The 18,771-nt window shown below is 61.5% G+C and carries 14 protein-coding genes and 2 tRNA genes; 9 read left to right on the top strand and 7 right to left on the bottom strand.

Going from position 1 to position 18,771, the window contains the following annotated elements:
• Positions 1–136 precede the first annotated feature (136 nt).
• Positions 137–589, bottom strand: coding sequence for a MarR family winged helix-turn-helix transcriptional regulator (locus tag KHO30_RS16660; protein ID WP_093632688.1), 453 nt, complete (start codon positions 587–589; stop codon positions 137–139).
• 64 nt (positions 590–653) lie between these two features.
• Complete coding sequence (locus KHO30_RS16655) at positions 654–1,799, bottom strand: glycerate kinase (protein WP_211701619.1); 1,146 nt, start codon at positions 1,797–1,799, stop codon at positions 654–656.
• 575 nt (positions 1,800–2,374) lie between these two features.
• Here KHO30_RS16655 and tig point away from each other — a divergent pair.
• The 8 genes from tig (at position 2,375) to KHO30_RS16615 (ending at position 11,663) form a co-directional block, all read left to right on the top strand.
• Positions 2,375–3,721, top strand: a complete 1,347-nt coding sequence (gene tig, locus KHO30_RS16650; RefSeq protein WP_054039527.1) for a trigger factor — start codon at positions 2,375–2,377, stop codon at positions 3,719–3,721.
• Between the two features lie 206 nt (positions 3,722–3,927).
• Positions 3,928–4,581 carry an ATP-dependent Clp endopeptidase proteolytic subunit ClpP gene (gene clpP / locus KHO30_RS16645; RefSeq protein WP_007182010.1) on the top strand — a complete coding sequence of 218 codons (654 nt, stop codon included), beginning with the start codon at positions 3,928–3,930 and terminating at the stop codon, positions 4,579–4,581.
• A 197-nt stretch (positions 4,582–4,778) separates the two neighbouring features.
• Entirely contained in the window at positions 4,779–6,050 is a 1,272-nt protein-coding gene (clpX, locus tag KHO30_RS16640) for an ATP-dependent Clp protease ATP-binding subunit ClpX (RefSeq protein WP_007182009.1), read from the top strand.
• 202 nt (positions 6,051–6,252) lie between these two features.
• On the top strand, positions 6,253–8,679 hold the full coding sequence (gene lon, locus KHO30_RS16635) for an endopeptidase La (protein ID WP_054039529.1): 2,427 nt from the start codon (positions 6,253–6,255) through the stop codon (positions 8,677–8,679).
• A gap of 78 nt (positions 8,680–8,757) precedes the next feature.
• Positions 8,758–9,294 carry an HU family DNA-binding protein gene (locus KHO30_RS16630; protein ID WP_342345965.1) on the top strand — a complete coding sequence of 179 codons (537 nt, stop codon included), beginning with the start codon at positions 8,758–8,760 and terminating at the stop codon, positions 9,292–9,294.
• A gap of 144 nt (positions 9,295–9,438) precedes the next feature.
• Positions 9,439–9,514: transfer RNA gene (locus KHO30_RS16625), tRNA-Val, on the top strand.
• A gap of 47 nt (positions 9,515–9,561) precedes the next feature.
• Positions 9,562–9,638, top strand: a tRNA-Asp gene (locus KHO30_RS16620).
• Positions 9,639–9,725: 87 nt separating this feature from the next.
• Positions 9,726–11,663, top strand: coding sequence for a SurA N-terminal domain-containing protein (locus KHO30_RS16615; RefSeq protein WP_211701618.1), 1,938 nt, complete (start codon positions 9,726–9,728; stop codon positions 11,661–11,663).
• 142 nt (positions 11,664–11,805) lie between these two features.
• Here the strand turns inward: KHO30_RS16615 and KHO30_RS16610 are convergent, their stop codons facing one another.
• Both KHO30_RS16610 and KHO30_RS16605 read right to left on the bottom strand, forming a co-directional pair.
• Positions 11,806–12,147 carry a hypothetical protein gene (locus KHO30_RS16610; RefSeq protein WP_200619936.1) on the bottom strand — a complete coding sequence of 114 codons (342 nt, stop codon included), beginning with the start codon at positions 12,145–12,147 and terminating at the stop codon, positions 11,806–11,808.
• Between the two features lie 116 nt (positions 12,148–12,263).
• Positions 12,264–12,959 carry an arylesterase gene (locus KHO30_RS16605; RefSeq protein WP_093633785.1) on the bottom strand — a complete coding sequence of 232 codons (696 nt, stop codon included), beginning with the start codon at positions 12,957–12,959 and terminating at the stop codon, positions 12,264–12,266.
• Here KHO30_RS16605 and KHO30_RS16600 point away from each other — a divergent pair.
• Positions 12,958–13,644 carry an ABC transporter ATP-binding protein gene (locus KHO30_RS16600; RefSeq protein ID WP_093633784.1) on the top strand — a complete coding sequence of 229 codons (687 nt, stop codon included), beginning with the start codon at positions 12,958–12,960 and terminating at the stop codon, positions 13,642–13,644. The genes KHO30_RS16605 and KHO30_RS16600 overlap by 2 nt on opposite strands.
• Positions 13,645–13,802: 158 nt before the next feature.
• On the opposite strand, the gene pgi is transcribed toward KHO30_RS16600, so the two are convergent.
• The 3 genes from pgi to KHO30_RS16585 form a co-directional block, all read right to left on the bottom strand.
• The gene (gene pgi / locus KHO30_RS16595; protein ID WP_211701617.1) at positions 13,803–15,425 is read right to left on the bottom strand and encodes a glucose-6-phosphate isomerase; all 1,623 of its coding nucleotides are present in this window, start codon (positions 15,423–15,425) and stop codon (positions 13,803–13,805) included.
• Positions 15,426–15,754: 329 nt separating this feature from the next.
• On the bottom strand, positions 15,755–17,368 hold the full coding sequence (locus tag KHO30_RS16590; protein WP_211701616.1) for an NAD(P)H-hydrate dehydratase: 1,614 nt from the start codon (positions 17,366–17,368) through the stop codon (positions 15,755–15,757).
• 84 nt (positions 17,369–17,452) lie between these two features.
• Positions 17,453–18,751: an FAD-dependent oxidoreductase gene (locus KHO30_RS16585; protein WP_211701615.1), complete on the bottom strand. Its 1,299-nt coding sequence runs from the start codon at positions 18,749–18,751 to the stop codon at positions 17,453–17,455.
• Positions 18,752–18,771 lie beyond the last annotated feature (20 nt).

Genomic DNA, 18,771 nt, shown 5'->3' with positions numbered 1-18,771 from the left:
TAGAGGATTGCAGGAAGCCGTGCAATTGGAACGTGCCGAGGGGCTGCGCTGTAGCGTGGCAATCGCGCCGAACAGAGCGATCGCGGCGCCAGAGGATTGCCCGTCACGGGCGCCCCGCGCCTGCGCACGCCGTTGCTTACTCCTCGCGCTCCGACATCGTGTTGATGATCTTGTCCAGCGCTGCGCCGAACGCGAGTTTTTCCTGTTCGTCGAGGCAGTCGAACATATCCCCGTTCCACTTGCGCGCGATCGGCATCACCTTGCGATAGAGCGCGCGGCCTTCAGGGGTCAGCGACACCAGCACGACGCGCCCGTCTTCGGCGCTCGGCTCGCGCTTGACGAGTCCTTGTTTGATCAATGCCTCAGCCGCACGGCTCGCCTGACTCTTATCGAGGTTAGCGTGCCGCGCCAGTTCCATGATCGAAAACGGTCCAAACGAGCCCACCGACGCCACCACTCTTGCTTCAGGTAATGTCACGCCCAATTTGTCCTGATAGCGCTCGCTGATGCCACGCTCGGCGAGTTTGTTCAGGACGTGCAGACGGTACGTGAGGAACTGTTCGAGTCCGGTTCTGGCGGATGCCTTCATTGTCTTCCCGTGGTGAGTGGGTGCGGTCGTGGCGCTGTGATTGTTGCCGCAACCGTTCCGCCGGTCAACGCGCGCCGTATTTCAGACGCGTCAACTGTTCGGCCGCGTCCGCCAGCAGACGCGCCGCGTCGCGAATCGCAACCTCGAGCGTGATCGGCCCCGGGGCCGGAGAGAAGCAGCCACTGAAGTATTCGGCGAGACGCGGTAGCGCCGCGGAGTCGACCGCGCCTGAGAGCAGCGTGGCCGGTACGCCCGCCGCCTGCGCATGACGGCAAGCAATGAACGGCGCCTTGCCGTGCAGCGTTTGCACGTCCGAGCGGCCTTCGCCGGTGATCAGCCAGTTCGCGCCCTCGAGCGCCGCGTCCAGACCGATCTGGCGCGCGACGGTTTCCGCACCCGGCTCGAACTGCGCGCCGAGCATGTGCAGCGCAAAGCCGAGACCGCCGGCCGCACCCGCGCCGGGTTGGTCGCGGGCTGTGCGCCCGAGCGCTGCCTCGAGCAGATCGGCGAAGCGGGCGAGGGCGGCGTCGATCGCAGCAACCTGTTCCGGCTTCACGCCCTTTTGCGGACCGAACACCGCGGTTGCGCCGTGATCGCCGGTCAGGGGATTATCCACGTCCGACATGCCGACGAATTGTGTGTCCGCGAGGCGCGCATCAAGTTGCGACACGTCGAGACGCGCCACGCGCGCGAGTTGTTCGGGTGTGGCGTCGAGTTCTTTGTCTTGTGCGTCGAAAAGTTTCAGCCCGAGGCCGGCCAGCAGGCCGGCGCCACCGTCGTTCGTGCTGCTGCCGCCGAGCGCGACGAAAAAGCGCCGCACGCCTGCATCGAGCAGCGCGCGAATCGCTTCGCCCATGCCGCGCGTGCTGCGCGCCTCGACCGGTACACCCATGCCGACCGGATCGGTAATGCCGACGATTTCCGCAGTTTCGATGATCGCACTGCCGTCTGCCAGCAGGCCCGTGAGTGCCTCGCGCATCGGACCGGCCGCGCCGCGCACGCTCAGCTTGCGGCGTTCGCCGCCGCTCGTGAGCATGGCGTCGAGTGTGCCTTCGCCACCGTCGGCCATTGGACAGATGCGCACGCCGGCGTCCGGCCGGGCGCGCTGGATGCCGGACGCAATCGCCTGGGCGACCTGTTCCGCGCTGAGCGAACCTTTGAAGGAATCGGGGGCGATGACGACGACAGGCGAGGACGGCAAATTCGGCATGGTGTCTCTGAATGGTTGGAGTCGTTGCGAGGGCGGGTGAATTGACCAGATGCGTGCGCAGCCCCGAGCGCGTCCGTAAGCTTATCAGCATGGGCGCGCCGACTGAATATGTCGAATGGCATAGCCGGGATTGTCCGTGGAGGCGCGCGCGGGATCCATCCGTATGAACGCGGGCGGCGGGCGCGAGGCATATCGGTCATGCGGGCGCTTCCGACGCAAGCGTGGCAGGGAAAGGGGGCGTTAAGACGCCGTAAGCGAGCTGAAAACTGGCAGGGGATGGGCGTGAAGCGTTCAGCGAACCGCCGCCAGGCAACCTGCAAACAGGCGAAAAACAGCGCGGAAAACGGCTCGAACACCGATAAAAGTGCGCGCAATCATCGAATCCCGGCTAAGCGCGCAAATAGTTTGCTAAAATATTCGGCTCTTTGGACCCAACCGTGCTGCCGGCGGCCTGCAAGCCCGCGGCGCAGGCGCGCAATCGATGCCAGACGACGCAAATGCGACATTGGCGACATCGAAAAGCGGCACGGAGAAGATAACTGATTCGCTCGAATAATTTTAGGACGATTGAAGCCATGGCTAACGTTGTTGAAAACCTCGGCAAGCTCGAACGCCGCGTAACGATTTCCCTGCCGAAGGACGCCGTGCAGAAGGAAGTGGACTCGCGTATCCGCCAACTGGCAAAGAACGTGCGCATGCCGGGTTTCCGCCCGGGCAAGGTGCCGCTCAAGATGGTGACGCAACAGTATTCGGGCCAGGTTGAAGCTGAAGTGCTGAGCGACAAGGTCGGCAAGGAATTTTTCGACATCAGCCGCGCCGAAAATCTGCGCGTTGCCGGTCAGCCGAGCTTCGCGCCGAAGGCCGACGCTGCTGAAGGCGATTACGCGTTCGACGCGACGTTCGAGGTGTATCCGGAAGTGAAGCTGGGCGACGTCGCCACGGCTGAAATCGAACGCACCACGACCACCATCAGCGAAGCGGAAATCGACCGTACGCTGGACATCCTGCGCAAGCAGCGCGTGCACTTCCACGCTCGCGGCGAAGCCGGCGAGCACGGCGACGGCGGCGCGGACACGGCGGCTAAAGACGGCGATCGCGTGACGGTCGACTTCGTCGGCAAGATCGACGGTGAAGTGTTCCAGGGCGGCAGCGCTGAAGATTTCGCTTTCGTGCTGGGCGAAGGCCGCATGCTGCCGGAATTCGAAAAGGCAGCGCTGGGCCTCGCGGTCGGCGCATCGAAGGAATTCGACCTGGCTTTCCCGGCTGACTATCACGGCAAGGATGTCGCTGGTAAGACTGCGCAATTCACGATCACGATGAAGAAGATCGAGTGGCCGCATCTGCCGGAAATCGACGCCGAATTCGCCAAGTCGCTCGGTATCGAAGACGGCGATCTGGTCAAGATGCGCGCTGAAATCAAAGACAATCTCGAACGCGAAGCGAAGCGCCGCACGCAAGCCATCGTCAAGAATCAGGTGATGGACGCGCTCTTGAAGATTTCGGAACTCGACGTGCCGAGCGCCTTGATCGCGCAAGATCAGGAACGCCTCGTCGGCATGGCGCGTCAGGATCTCGAGCAACGTGGCGTGCCGAACGCCGCCGACGCACCGATCCCGGCTGAAATGTTCAAGGAACAGGCTGAGCGTCGCGTGAAGCTGGGCCTCGTGCTGGCCGAACTGGTCAAGGCCAACGAACTGCAAGCCAAGCCGGAGCAGATTCGTGCCGAAGTCGACGAATTCGCGAAAAGCTACGAAGACCCGAAGGAAGTCGTCCGCTGGTATTATTCCAATCAGCAACGTCTTGCAGAAATGGAAGCGTACGTCGTTGAAGCCAACGTCGTCGATTTCGTCCTCAGCAAGGCCAAGGTGACGGACAAGGAAGTAAGCTTCGAAGAACTGGCAAGCGCAACGGCGCAAGCGTAAGCGTCGCTGCAACGGCGTGCCGGCTGTCGGAGCGACGGCCCGCACGCCGTTTTTTTGTGCTGTGAAAGTGCGGTGCGTTTTGCATGGCGTGTTTCACGCTGCGTCGCACGCCGCGCTCGCACTGATCGGGCACTTGAATACGGGCTCGTCGACCACACCTGTCTAGCATCTAATATTTAGAATATTTCCAGACAAGGATCCATTGCATGACCTTTCGCGCCCAAATGCTGGACACGTTGACCTCCCAGTCGTCCCGGGATCTCGAAGCGCAGGCGCTCGGACTGGTGCCGATCGTCGTGGAAACGAGCGGCCGGGGCGAGCGCTCGTATGACATCTATTCGCGTCTGCTGAAGGAACGCATCGTGTTCCTGGTCGGCGAAGTGAACGACCAGACGGCCAACCTCGTCGTCGCGCAGATGTTGTTCCTTGAAAGTGAAAACCCGGACAAGGACATCAGCTTCTACATCAACAGCCCGGGCGGTTCGGTTTCGGCCGGGATGGCGATCTACGACACGATGCAGTTCATCAAGCCGGACGTGTCCACGTTGTGCATGGGTCTCGCGGCCAGTATGGGCGCGTTCCTGCTGGCGGCGGGCGCGAAGGGCAAGCGTTTTGCGCTGCCGAATTCACGGGTGATGATTCACCAGCCGCTGGGCGGGGCGCGCGGCCAGGCGTCGGACATCGAAATCCAGGCGCGTGAAATTCTGTACCTGAAGGAACGTCTGAATCACCTGCTCGCGCACCACACCGGCCAGCCGGTCGAGCGTATTGCACGCGACACCGACCGCGACAATTTCATGTCCGGCGATGACGCGCAAGCTTACGGTCTGGTTGATCAGGTGGCGCACAAGCGTCCTTGAAGTGTTCTTGAAACGCCGGTGCGGTCTTGCCCCAAAATGGGGCGAGGCCGTCGTCGGATCGGTTGTGAAATAATCAAGACTCGTCCGAGTGCCTGCGGCAAACGCCGTCACCTTGGCTCAAGCCCTGCCGCGCCCAAACTGCGAGGCCGGGGCAAACGGCGTATCATGTAATCGAGTGTCCGGAGGCTCACACATCTATGGCGGACAAGAAAGGTTCTAACAGCGAAAAGCTGTTGTATTGCTCGTTCTGCGGCAAGAGCCAGCATGAAGTCAAAAAACTGATTGCCGGCCCGTCGGTGTTCATCTGTGATGAATGTATCGACCTGTGCAACGAAATCATCCGCGATGAGGCTGCAGGTGCGGGCATCGAGGCGGGCTTGTCCAAGTCCGATCTGCCGAGTCCGCAGGAAATCCGTGAAATCCTCGACCAGTACGTGATCGGTCAGGAACGCGCGAAGAAGATTCTCGCGGTCGCGGTGTACAACCACTACAAGCGCCTCAAGCACCTCGACAAGAAGGACGAAATCGAGCTGTCCAAGAGCAACATTCTGCTGATCGGCCCGACCGGTTCCGGCAAGACCTTGCTCGCACAGACGCTCGCGCGCCTTCTGAACGTCCCGTTCGTCATTGCCGATGCAACGACGCTGACGGAAGCCGGCTATGTCGGCGAAGACGTCGAGAACATCATTCAGAAGTTGCTGCAGAACTGCAATTACGAAGTCGACAAGGCCCAGCGCGGCATTGTCTACATCGACGAAATCGACAAGATCAGCCGCAAGTCCGACAACCCGTCGATCACCCGCGACGTGTCGGGCGAAGGCGTGCAACAGGCCCTGCTGAAACTGGTTGAAGGCACGATGGCGTCGGTGCCGCCGCAAGGTGGCCGTAAGCATCCGAATCAGGACTTCATCCAGGTCGACACCACCAATATTCTGTTCATTTGCGGTGGCGCATTCGACGGCCTCGAGAAAGTCATCGTCGACCGTACCGAGAAAACCGGTATCGGCTTCGGCGCAAGCGTGAAGAGCAAGCAGGACCGCGACGCCGGCGAAGTGCTGCGCGAAGTGGAGCCGGAAGATCTGATCAAGTTCGGCCTGATCCCTGAACTGATCGGCCGTCTGCCGGTGGTGGCTACGCTTGGCAAGCTCGACGAAGTGGCTTTGATGAAGATCCTCGTCGAACCGAAGAATGCTCTGGTGAAGCAATACCACAAGCTGTTCAATATGGAACGCGTCGAGCTCGAAATTCGCCCGGCTGCGTTGCAGGCTGTTGCACGCAAGGCGATCCGTCGCAAGACGGGCGCTCGCGGCCTGCGCTCCATCCTGGAACAGGCGTTGCTTGATGTCATGTACGATTTGCCGCAGATGAAAGGTGTTAGCAAGGTCATCATCGACGACAACGTGATTGACGGCGACGGGAAACCCCTACTGATCTACGAAGACGCGCCCAAAGTGGCGGGTTCGAACTGATCGGCTTTCGGGTTCTGCAAAAAAAGCCGTTCATGGCAACGTGAACGGCTTTTTTCGTTTATCGTGTGGTCAGGATGGTTGTTTTCACTATGGAGTCACTGAACCTTCGGAGTCACTGAACTTTTCCCACACGCGGAGGCTTGCAATCTTTTCTGCTGGCCTCACCTATCGAACGAACTGATTCCACTCATGGGGAAATGAAATGTCAGGAACCCAACTCCTTCCGCCGGAACGCATTACGCTCCCGCTGCTCCCGCTGCGTGACGTAGTCGTCTTCCCGCACATGGTGATTCCGCTCTTCGTAGGCCGCCCGAAGTCGATCAAGGCTCTCGAAGCAGCGATGGAAGGCGGCAAGCACATCATGCTCGTCGCCCAGAAAACGGCTGCGAAAGATGAGCCGACCGAAAAGGACATGTACGAAGTAGGGTGTATCGCCAACATCCTGCAAATGCTGAAGCTGCCCGATGGCACCGTTAAGGTGCTCGTCGAAGGCTTGCAGCGCGCGAAAACGCTTTCCATCGAAGAACAGGAAACGCAGTTCTCGTGCGAAGTCATGCCGCTCGAACCCGACCACGCCGACAGCGCTGAAACTGAAGCGCTGCGCCGCGCGATCGTGTCGCAGTTCGACCAGTATGTGAAGCTGAACAAGAAGATCCCGCCGGAGATCCTGACGTCGCTGTCGGGCATCGACGAGGCTGGCCGCCTGGCCGACACGATCGCGGCGCATCTGCCGCTCAAGCTCGACCAGAAGCAGCACATTCTCGAAATGTTCCCGGTCATCGAGCGCCTCGAGCATCTGCTCGCGCAACTCGAAGCCGAGATCGACATCCTGCAGGTCGAAAAGCGCATCCGTGGGCGTGTGAAACGCCAGATGGAGAAGAGCCAGCGCGAGTACTACCTGAACGAACAGGTCAAGGCGATCCAGAAGGAACTGGGCGAAGGCGAAGAAGGTGCGGATCTCGAGGAACTCGAGAAGCGCATCACGGCTGCCCGCATGCCGAAGGAAGCCAAGAAGAAGGCCGACGCCGAGCTGAAGAAGCTCAAGCTGATGTCGCCGATGTCGGCTGAAGCGACCGTCGTGCGTAACTACATCGATACGCTGATCGGCTTGCCGTGGCGCAAGAAGAGCAAGGTCAACAACGACCTCTCGAATGCGGAACGCGTGCTCGACGAAGACCACTTCGGTCTCGAGAAAGTGAAGGAACGCATTCTCGAGTATCTCGCGGTCCAGCAACGTGTCGACAAGGTCAAAGCGCCGATCCTGTGCCTCGTTGGGCCTCCGGGTGTCGGTAAGACGTCGCTGGGTCAGTCGATCGCTCGCGCTACGAACCGCAAGTTCGTGCGTATGGCGCTCGGCGGCGTGCGCGACGAAGCCGAGATTCGCGGTCATCGTCGTACGTATATCGGTTCGATGCCCGGCAAGATTCTGCAAAGCCTGACCAAGGTCGGCGTGCGCAATCCGCTCTTCCTGCTCGACGAAGTCGACAAGATGGGCCAGGATTTCCGCGGCGATCCGTCCTCAGCTTTGCTGGAAGTGCTCGATCCGGAACAGAACCATACGTTCGCCGATCACTACGTCGAAGTCGACTTCGATCTGTCGGACGTGATGTTCGTGGCAACGTCGAACTCGCTGAACATTCCGCCGCCGCTGCTCGACCGGATGGAAGTGATCCGTCTGTCGGGTTACACGGAAGACGAGAAGGTCAGCATCGCGCAACGTTATCTTTTGCCCAAGCAGAAGAAGAACAACGGCCTCAAGGATGGCGAGGTCGATGTGACGGAAACCGCGATCCGCGACATCATTCGTTACTACACGCGTGAAGCGGGCGTCCGTTCGCTCGAGCGTGAAATTTCGAAGATCTGCCGCAAGGTCGTGAAGATGCTTCTGCTGAAGAAGGCGGAAGGCGCAGTGACGGTCGACGGTAGCAATATCGACACGTTCCTCGGCGTGCGCAAGTACGACTTCGGTCTGGCTGCGAAGGAAAATCAGGTTGGCCAGGTCACGGGTCTTGCGTGGACGGAAGTGGGCGGCGATCTGCTGACCATCGAAGCCGCGGTGATGCCGGGTAAGGGCAATGTGATCCGCACGGGTTCGCTCGGCGACGTGATGAAGGAATCGGTCGAAGCTGCGCGCTCGGTGGTCCGCTCGCGTTCGCGCCGTCTGGGTATCAAGGACGAAGCGTTCGAGAAGCAGGATATTCACATTCACGTGCCGGAAGGCGCGACGCCGAAGGACGGTCCGTCGGCTGGCATCGCGATGACGACCGCGCTGGTGTCGGTGTTGACCGGTATTCCGGTTCGTGCCGATGTCGCGATGACGGGCGAAATCACGTTGCGTGGCGAAGTCCTGCCGATCGGTGGCCTGAAGGAAAAACTGCTGGCGGCGCATCGCGGCGGTATCAAGCTGGTGCTGATTCCGGAAGAAAACGTCAAGGACTTGACGGAGATTCCGGATAACGTGAAGAACGCCATCGAAATCATGCCGGTCCGCTGGATCGACAGGGTTCTGGAACTGGCGCTCGAACGTGTGCCGCAGGCGTTGCCGGACGAAGAGCCCAAGCCTGCTGCGCCTGTCGCGGCGGCTGAGCCGGGCAAAGACGCCGGTGCAACGGAAGTCGTGAAGCACTAAGCTGGTCAGTAGCGAAAGCTGTTTGCTGTACGAAAACCCGCGGCCTCGGTCGCGGGTTTTTTATTGCCTGCGAGATACATGAAATCATGTCCGGAACGCGCGCAATCCCACTTTTTGAGTAAAGAACCTCCTAAGCCTGCGACTGGTTGTGCGCGCATCGATCTATCGCAAGATTTGGTGACAGAGGGCGCTCTCCAGAAGCGCTTAAATCAGGCTCAACCCCGCTTGACACAAGGGTTTCGGCCAATTCTAATGAGTCGGCTCGGCGTTACCCGCCGGCCGCGTGATGCCAGGCGCTACAGAGCGCCGTCACGATTGCCACAAACATTCTCGGGGGTTGGAATGAATAAAACGGAATTGATCGATCACATTGCACAGCAAGCCGATATTTCGAAGGCGGCGGCAGGTCGTGCACTCGACGCGGTGATCGGTGGGGTCAAAGGTACGTTGAAGAAGGGCGGTTCGGTGACGCTGGTGGGATTCGGTACCTTTGCCGTGGGCAAGCGTACCGCGCGTACGGGGCGCAATCCGCGCACCGGCGCCGCCATCAAGATCAAGGCAGCGAAGGTCCCTAAATTTAGGCCTGGCAAAGCTCTGAAGGATGCGCTAAACTAATGGGCTTGCTGCTTGAGGAATTGCAGGTTCGTTAGAAAGAAGTGCAACGAATCGTGCGTGATCTGTGTGACTTGGCGTCGCACTAGTTGATACGCAAGTTGATCAATCAGGCAGCAAAAGCAGGAGCACGCTGAATCGCGAAACGGGTGCTTAGCTCAGTTGGTAGAGCGGCGCCCTTACAAGGCGTAGGTCGGGAGTTCGAGCCTCTCAGCACCCACCAGTTTCAGATTTGGCATAGTGGTTCTGTTTAGTACAAGTGCAGTATAAGGAGTGGTAGTTCAGTCGGTTAGAATACCGGCCTGTCACGCCGGGGGTCGCGGGTTCGAGTCCCGTCCACTCCGCCAGTATCCACGAAAGGCGAACTCCGGTTCGCCTTTTTTATTGCCCGCTGTTGTAAGATCGGGCGTTCTGTTTTTGGCACTCCCTCACGCATGCTCGATTTTTTCCGCAATCACAAACGCCTGATGATGTTCATGCTCATCCTCGTCATTGTGCCGGGGTTGGGTTTTGTGGGTATTCAAGGCTTCCGCGGCTTCTTTGACGAAAGTGCAAACGTCGCCAGCGTCAACGGCCACAAGATTACTCGCGCAGAGTATGACGACGCGATGCGTCAGCAGCTCGACCGTGCCCGTCAAATGCTCGGTGCGCAGTTCGACATGAAGTCGTTTGATACGCCTGCGCGTCGTAGCGAAATGCTCGACGGTCTGATCGAGCAGCGCGTGCTGGCCGACGAAACACAGCGCCTGCATCTGACCGCATCTGACGACGCCGTGCGCCGTGTGCTGCTGAACGATCCGGTGATCTCGTCGCTGAAGAATCCTGACGGCTCGATCGACGTCGACCGTTACAAGCAGCTGCTTGCGATGCAAGGCATGACGCCCGATCAGTACGACGAACGTGTGCGTTACAGCATTGCCACGCAGCAGTTGCCGGCAAGCATTCAAGGCAGCGCCTTCACGTCGAAGACGCTCGCACAGCATCTCACTGAGCTCGCCGAACAGCAGCGCGAAGTGCAGGGTATTGCGTTCCATCCGCGCGACTATGCAGCGAAGGTGCAGCCCACGGACGCGCAACTTCAGGCGTATTACGACGCGCATCGCAACGACTTCGCCACGCCCGCCACGGCAACGATCCAGTACCTTGTGATGTCGCCGGCAACGTTGTCTGCCGCCGTGCAGCCGAGCGATGCTGATCTGAAAAAGTACTACGACGACAACATCGCGCATTACCGTACGGACGGCCAGGTGCGCGCGAGCCACATCCTGATCGCCGCGCCAAAAGATGCAAGCGCAGCTGACAAGGCCAAGGCAAAGCAGAAGGCCGACGAGGTGCTCGCACAGGTCAAGGCGCATCCGGATCAGTTCGCGCAGATCGCGCAGCAGAATTCGCAGGATCCGGGTTCGGCCTCGAAGGGCGGTGATCTGGGTTACTTCGGTCGTGGCATGATCGCTGGCGGCCAGGCGTTCGACGACGCCGTGTTCGCTCTCAAGAAAGACGAAGTCAGCGGCATCGTGCAGACCGATTTCGGCTATCACATCGTCAAGGTCACGGACGTGAAGCCGGCCGTCACCAAGCCGTTCGACGAAGTGAAAGATCAGATCGCAAAAGACCTGAAAACGCAGCTGGCGAGTAAGGCATTCAGCGACGACTCGGAAGGCTTCACGTCGATCGTTTACGAGAAGGCGAAGAGCCTGCAGCCGGCTGCCGACAAGTACAAGCTGCAACTGCAAACGGCCACGGTCACGCCGCAGCCGGATCCGAAGCTGCCGCCTGACAGCCCGCTGAACAACGCGAAGTTCCTCGCTGCGGTGTTCGCGAGCGATGCGGTCACCGCGCGCAACAACACGCAAGCGATCGATGTCGGCGGCAACGCGCTGATCGCGGCGCGCGTGACGGATTACAAAGCTGCAGCCGTGCCGGCGCTCGACGCCGTCAAGGACGCGGTGCGTCAGAAAGTGATCGCGGCTCAGTCGAACGAGGCCGCTCACAAGGAAGGCATCGCGAAGCTGGCGGAGCTCGATAAGTCGAAGGCCACGACGGGCTTCTCGTCGCCGCTGAAGGTGTCGCGCAACGACGCGCAAGGTGTGCCGCCGGTTGCATTGAGTGCAATCTACAAGGCAGACGCGCAAAAGTTACCTGCGTACGTCGGTGTGGACCTCGGCGGCGACGGTTATGCGATCTATCGCGTGAACGCGGTCGTTGCAAGCGCACCTATCGATCCGCAGCGTCTGGCTGCTGCGCAGCAGCAGATTGCGCAAGTCGATGCGCAATCCGACGCTGAGGCTTACGTCGAATCGCTGCGTGCCCGTTCGAAGGTGAAGTTCTACGGCTCGCTCGACAGCAGCAATGCGCAGGCGAGCGGCGAATAAGCACTACCACTAGCGCGAGCGCGCAAGCAGGTAAAGCGCGCAGCCACAAAAAAGCCCCGCAATTGCGGGGCTTTTTCATTTGACACGTGCAAGCGCGTCAAACGGTCTGCCTGGGAGCGCGGCTTGTTATGCCGTCAGCCGCCTAGAGGCAGGCGCTGATCGAACTGGTGGCGTCGCTGCCCGCAGCGCCATTGGCGCGGAAGCCGACCCACGAGCCCGGACCGCTGTAGGAGGGCCGTACGACGGCGGCTGCGCCGTTAGGCGGCTGCTGACCCGGCACATAGACATCCATTGCCTGATCGTTAGCCATGACGTCTTGCGACACGACTTGCTGTTGTGAACTATCGGCCCATTTGTGCGCGATGCACGCAGCGACGGCCTTCGGCGGCTGCTGGCTTTGGCCCACGGATTGGACACCTGCCGGCGGTTGAGCGGCGCATGCAGAAATTGCCACGGTCAAAGCGATTAACGGTAAATATTTCACGTTATCTCCTCAGAAGTCGCTCAGAATCGAGCCGGGTTGCGCGGGATTACGAAAGTTGGAGCGATCTTGCCGATCCGCGCTCCCCAATTACCGGAAACAAGTTGTTAGCGAGCTTTTCAGTGCGGCGAACTTGTGCGAAGGAGTGGCTTGATAGCCGGCCACACGTTGTTGAGTAGCACTGGCTGTGCCTGCTGCGTAGGATGGATCTGATCCGCCTGAAACATTTCCGGTTTGTCGGCGATGCCGGCCAGCAAGAAGGGCACCAGCGGCACGCGCAATTGCTTCGAGAGTTCGCCGTACAGGCCGTGGAACTTTTGCGTGTAGTCGGGGCCGTAATTGGGTGGTACGTACATGCCGACCAGCACGACCTTCGCGTGGCCTTGTTGAGCCTGCTCGATGATCGTGCGCAGGTTGTCTTCGGTGGTGGAGAGCGGCACGCCGCGCAACGCATCGTTGGCGCCGAGCTCGACGATCACGATACTCGGCTTGAGCCGCTGCAGAAGCGCCGGCAAGCGCGCCCGGCCACCGCTGGTGGTGTCGCCGCTGATGCTTGCATTGGCGACGCTATAATCGATTCGCTCATCGGTGAGGCGCTGGCGCATCAAGGCAACCCAGCCAGTGTCGCGGGGCAAGCCGTATTCGGCCGAGATGCTGTCGCCTAGCACGACGATCACCGGCTTGGCCTGTTCGGGCGGGTTGGCCGCATGGGCTGTGAAGGGCAACGAAAACAGGGTTGCGGCCAGCACGGCCGGGCCGAATGCAGTAGTCAGCGCCGTCGCTACGGCGCGCACTTTCAACCTACGCTTCACCATGCTAAACAAAACTGATCCAGTCATTGAAGTGCGGGGTTTGTGCAAGAAGGTTAAGGATGCAACAGGCGAGCTGACGATTCTCGAGGACATCGATCTTGCTATCGATGCCGGCAGCAGTGTGGCGATCGTCGGTGCATCCGGGTCGGGCAAGTCTACGCTGCTCGGCTTGCTCGCAGGATTGGACAGCGCAAGCTCGGGCTCGGTTCGGCTGCTCGGCCGCGAGCTCACCGAATTGGACGAAGACGAGCGCGCCGCGTTGAGGAGCGGCTCGGTCGGTTTCGTGTTCCAGTCGTTTCAACTGATGCCGCATTTGACGGCGCTCGAAAATGTCACGCTTCCGCTCGAACTGCAAGGCGGCATTGGTACGCGCGAGGCCGCGGCGCGTGCGCGCGGACTGCTGGAGCAGGTGGGACTCGCCAAACGCACTGCGCATTATCCGAAGCTGCTGTCGGGCGGCGAACAGCAACGGGTCGCGCTCGCGCGAGCCTTTGTCACGCATCCGGCGATTCTGTTCGCCGACGAGCCGACCGGCAGTCTCGATGCAGCCACCGGTCACGCGGTGATCGATCTGATGTTCGAGATGAACCGCGCGAATGGCGCCACCTTGATCCTCGTCACGCACGACATCGAACTGGCGCGCCGCTGCGATACGACGGTGACCATCGAAGCGGGACGTCTGGCCTGAGAAGCGTGCCAACCAAGCACCACTCGTTCGTATAAAGCAAAGCGGGCCACAAGGGCCCGCTTTGCTTTTCATCTCACGCAACTCGACAACGCAACGCCGCTAACCACGCGCGCGTGAGCAATCAGCGCATGCGGCACGAGCAAGCGCGCCGCTCACGTTCATCGCTTCAACGCAGCACGCGCCCGCGCGATCAACGCCGACGTCGACGAGTCATGCTTCTTCTCATCGACGCTTGCCGACGTCAGATCCGCCTCGACCACCTTGCCGAGGATCTTGCCCAACTCGACGCCCCATTGATCGAACGGATTGATGTCCCATACCGATGCCTGCACCAGCACCTTGTGCTCGTACAGCGCGATCAATGCGCCAAGCGAACGCGCGGTGAGTGCATCGACCAGCAATGTGCTCGTCGGACGGTTGCCCGGAAACACCAGATGCGGCGCCAGTTCCGGCTTGTCCGCGCCGGCCACCTTCTTCGCTTCTTCGAGCGTGCGGCCGAGCATCAACGCTTCGCTTTGCGCGAAACAGTTCGCCAGCAGCTTCGGATGATGGCTGACGAGCGGATGCTCCGGCGTCAACACGGCGATGAAGTCGATCGGCACGATCGTCGGGCCTTGATGCAGCATCTGGAAGAACGCATGCTGACCGTTCGTGCCTGGTTCGCCCCAGGTCACGGCGGCGGTCGGATAGTCGACCATCACGCCATCCAGGCGCGCCGACTTGCCGTTGCTCTCCATTTCGAGCTGCTGCAGATACGACGGTAGGAAATGCAGTGCTTCCGAATACGGCGCGACCAGATAGCTTTGCGAACCGAAGAAGTTGCGATACCAGATGCCGATCATGCCGAGCAGCACCGGCAGATTTTTTTCGAGCGGCGCGTCGCGGAAATGCTGGTCCATCTCGTCGGCGCCGGCCAGCAATTCGTCGAACTGTTTCGGGCCGATCGCGATCATGATCGACAGACCCACTGCCGACCACAGCGAATAACGCCCGCCGACCCAGTCCCACATCTCGAACACGTTCTCTTTCGCGATGCCGAACTTGACCACCTCAGAAGGATTGGCCGACACGCCGACGAAGTGCTTCGCCAGCGCACTCTCCGGGCAACCTTTTTCGATGAACCAGTCGCGCAGCGAGCGCGCATTGGTCATCGTTTCGAGCGTCGTGAAAGTCTTGGAGACGATGATCGCGAGCGTCTCTTCGGGATTGATCTGCTGCATCACGTTGTACAGATCCGCGCCGTCCACGTTCGACACGAAGTGCGTAGTGATCTCCGGCGTGGCCAGATGATGCAGCGCGTGCACGACCATCTTGGGCCCGAGGTCCGAGCCGCCGATGCCGATGTTCACGACGTAGCGAATCCGTTTGCCGGTATAGCCGGTCCACTCGCCGCTGCGGACCTTGTCGGCGAACGCGGCCATCTTGGCGCGCTCCGCCTGGATTTCCGCATGGAACGGTGCTTTCGGATCAGTGGCGCGCAGCGCGGTGTGCAACGCGGCGCGGCCTTCGGTCGGGTTGACGACTTCGCCCGCGAACATCGCGTCGCGGCGTTTCTCGACGCCGGCTTCGCGCGCGAGTTGCACCAGCAGTTTCAGGGTTTCGTCGGAGATGCGGTTCTTCGAAAAATCGGCCGCGAGACCGCCGCCCGCGAACGCAAAGCGCTCAGCACGGGTAGGGGCGGGATCGTTCTCAGGGGCGAACCAGTCGCGCATGTGCGCATCGCGAATCTTCTCGTAATGCGTTTGCAGCGAGGACCAGGAGGGGAGCGAGTTCTGCGTCATAGCGTCCGTCTAACGAAGGGGCACGAAGAATGGCACGCGCGTGAAGCGCTGCCGAGGATGATGCAACGATGCTGTTAGAGCGATGCCGCGCGGTGGGGTTCGTAGTGGGTTGCGGGGAAACTTCGCGAGTCCGCCCGGAGATCGAACGGCCCACCGAAATTTCGCCGTAACCCGCGATGAATCCGACGGGCGGCGCAGTCAATCAGTATAACGGCCTTGTGTGACGGGTGGCAGCCGTTTGGGCGTTCCATGCAAACTGTGGGATGAGGCGTCACGTTCAGGACATCCCGTTTGACGTGCTGCATGGGGCGCTTCATTCACCCGCTGACTCATCCGCCCGTTGCCGGATAGAACATACGGTTGAGCAAAGTCCGCACCATTGGGGCGAGTTCACCCGCTGTCAATCCGGCTGGGCCGTGGCCTTGCGCGCTCAGCGTGTCGGCGGCGAGGCCGTGCAGGTAGACGCCTGCCAGCGCGGCTTCGTAACGCGGCAGATGCTGGGCGAGCAGTGCGCCGATGATGCCGCCGAGCACGTCGCCGGTGCCGCCTGTCGCGAGTGCGGCATTGCCGGTCGGATTGATCGCGACGCGGCCGTCCGGCGCGGCGATGACCGTGCCCGTGCCTTTCAGCACGACCACTGCGGCGAAGCGCGCAGCCAGCGCCCGCGCTGCGGCGAGGCGGTCGCGTTGCACGCCTCGCGCATCCGTGCCGAGCAGGCGCGCGGCTTCCAACGGATGCGGCGTGAGCACGCAAGGATCGCCTTGTACGCCGCGCGCGGTGACTTCGGCCGCGAGCGATGGGGCTGTCGAAATCAGATTGAGCGCGTCGGCGTCGAACAGTTTGGGTACGTCGAGCGTCAGCACGTCGTGCATGACACGTGTGGCGATGTCGCGCTGACCCATGCCGCAGCCGACGGCGAGGGCGTCCATTTTGTCGAGCGGCAGATCGTCGACTGCATGCAGCATCAGTTCGGGATGTGGCGGATCGTAGGGCGGGGCACCGTCGCCGAGCAAGGCAACATGCACTTTGCCGGCACCGGTATAGAGCGCCGCGCGCGAGGCGAGGATCGGCGCGCCGCACATACCGGTGTCGCCGCCGACCACGGCGAGGCTGCCGAAGGTGCCCTTGTTGGTGGCGAAGTCGCGCGGCGGCAGGAAGTCGGCGAACAGGGCCGGCGCGTTGAGTTGCACGGCCGTGCGAGTGCTGCTGTCGATGCCGATTGGCGCCACCGTTACCGTACCGGCAAGATCCCGGCCCTGCGCCGTGAAGAGGCCGGGCTTTGCGCCGATGAAGGTGATCGTATGGGTGGCGTGGACTGCTGCGCCGCCGTTCTGGCTGTCGCTTTGGTCCTGTTTCTCACCGACAATCGTCCCGGTGTCGCTGTCGAGGCCGCTTGGCGTATCGAGCGCCAGGACGCCCCCTCGTCTGGACTTTGCTTTCGTGCGTTGTGAAAGCTGGCGGGCGATGGCAGCAAAGACGCCTTCCAGAGGACGGGTCAGGCCGATGCCGAACATGCCGTCCACCAGCCACGTATAGCTTTCCAGCGAAGCCGGCGGCGTCGATGTGATGGCCACGCCTGCGGCACGGGCGGTGTCGAGCGCCCAGCGGGCGTCGTCCGGCTTGACTTCAAGCGGCATGCAAAAATCTACGGCGATACCTGCCCGGTGCAGTTCCGCGGCCACGATCAATGCGTCGCCGCCGTTGTTGCCCGGGCCGGCTACGACCCATACCTTGTGCTTCGATTTTTCGATCGAGGTGTCGCGGGTGATCAACTCTTGCAGGTAGCTCGCAGCTGCTTTGCCGGCGCGAGACATCAGGGTGTGCTGAGGCAGTGCCGCCGCGGCCTGGGTTTCAAGGATGCGCAGGTCGGTGAGCGAGAGCAGCGGCAACGCCCGGTTATGCGGGCTGATTAGCGTCGGGAGCGTGGATTCGGGCACTGTCATGGCGAGGCTTGGAGTTCACCTTGGGCAAGGTGAGGAAGCGTTGGGAGCCACTATGGTAGTGCCGATACGCTCCCGCCGCGCCAATTACTGGAATCGGTCCGCGCGCAGCGCCGCCAGCGTGTCCGCGGGGACGTCGGGGGTCTTGTCCGAGATCAGGTCGGCGATCAGCTTACCCGCCCCGCATGCCAGGCCCCAACCGGCCGGGCCGTGGCCGGCGTTCACAAACAGGCGCGGATGAAGCGCATTGCCGATGACCGGCAAACCGTCCGGTGACAGCAGTTTGACGCCTTCCCACGGTAGAGCCGCGGAGATCCGGGCGGCCCCCGGAATCCAGTCGTGGGTCGCCTGGCCCAGCAGCGCCAGCGCTTCCTTCGTCAATGTTTCGCCGAGCGGTTTGTCGATCTGCCCGGCGCTCTGCAAAACCGCGCCGCCTGCAATCCGCAGGCGATGATTCATGCGGCTGACGGTAATCCGCTTGACCGCGTCGACAATCGCGACATGCGGTGCGCATTCCTCATGCGCAATCGGCGCCACCAGGTTATGCAGGCGGAGCGGATGCAGCGGCAGCCGCAGTCCCAGGCGTTCGAGCAGCGGCAGACTGCCGTAACCGGCAGCAACGACGATCGCATCGGCGTTGATCACGTCGACTTCGCGTGAACGCGATGCCATGCCGGGCCGCGGCGCCAGTTCTACCGCCGGGCGCTGACCCTCGAGGCGGATCGCCGAGACTTCGCAGCCCAGCATGAATTGCACGCCGCCTTGTGTATCGAGGGTCTGCTTGATCAGTTTCGCGAAAAGCGGGCAATTGGCCGTGCGCTCGTGGTCGAACAGCACGCCGCCGGCGAATTCCGGCTCGGTCCGCACGGAATGCTCGAACGCGGCGCATTCGGCCGGCGTGAGCACATGGTGCGGGACTTCGTATTGGCGCAGCAGCTCGAGCGCGGTCTGGGTCTGCTGCCATTCCTGCGGGGAACGCACCAGATAGAGCAGGCCGCTCGCCTGTTCGAATTCCAGCCCGAAGCGCGCTTCGACGTCGGCCATCGCCTCGCGCGATGCTTCGATCAACGGACGCAGCCGCGCGTACTGGCGGTTGAACGCCTCCGGCTCCTGCAACGCGGCCAGCTGCTTGACGAACTGGCGCACCGGCCCGTTAAAGCCGGTCTTGCTGATCACGCCGTTTTTGGCGGCCTGACGGCTCGCCATGAAAGTCGGGCCGAACCAGACGTCGAGCGGGGTCGGCAGCACGGTGCCGCCGTGCCCATAGGTCGCGCCTTGCGCGACCGTTGCGTGGCGCTCGACGACGCATACCCGGTGACCGGCCGCGCGCAGCTGATAAGCGGTGGCGACGCCCACAATCCCGCCGCCAATGACGATGACATCCATGATCTGATTCGATTTGCCGA

The organism is Paraburkholderia aspalathi, assembly GCF_905220735.1.
In the GTDB taxonomy this organism is placed as follows: Bacteria; Pseudomonadota; Gammaproteobacteria; order Burkholderiales; family Burkholderiaceae; genus Paraburkholderia; species Paraburkholderia aspalathi.
Note: the sequence above shows the minus strand (reverse complement) of the source record. Positions and strands in the feature narration are given on the sequence as shown.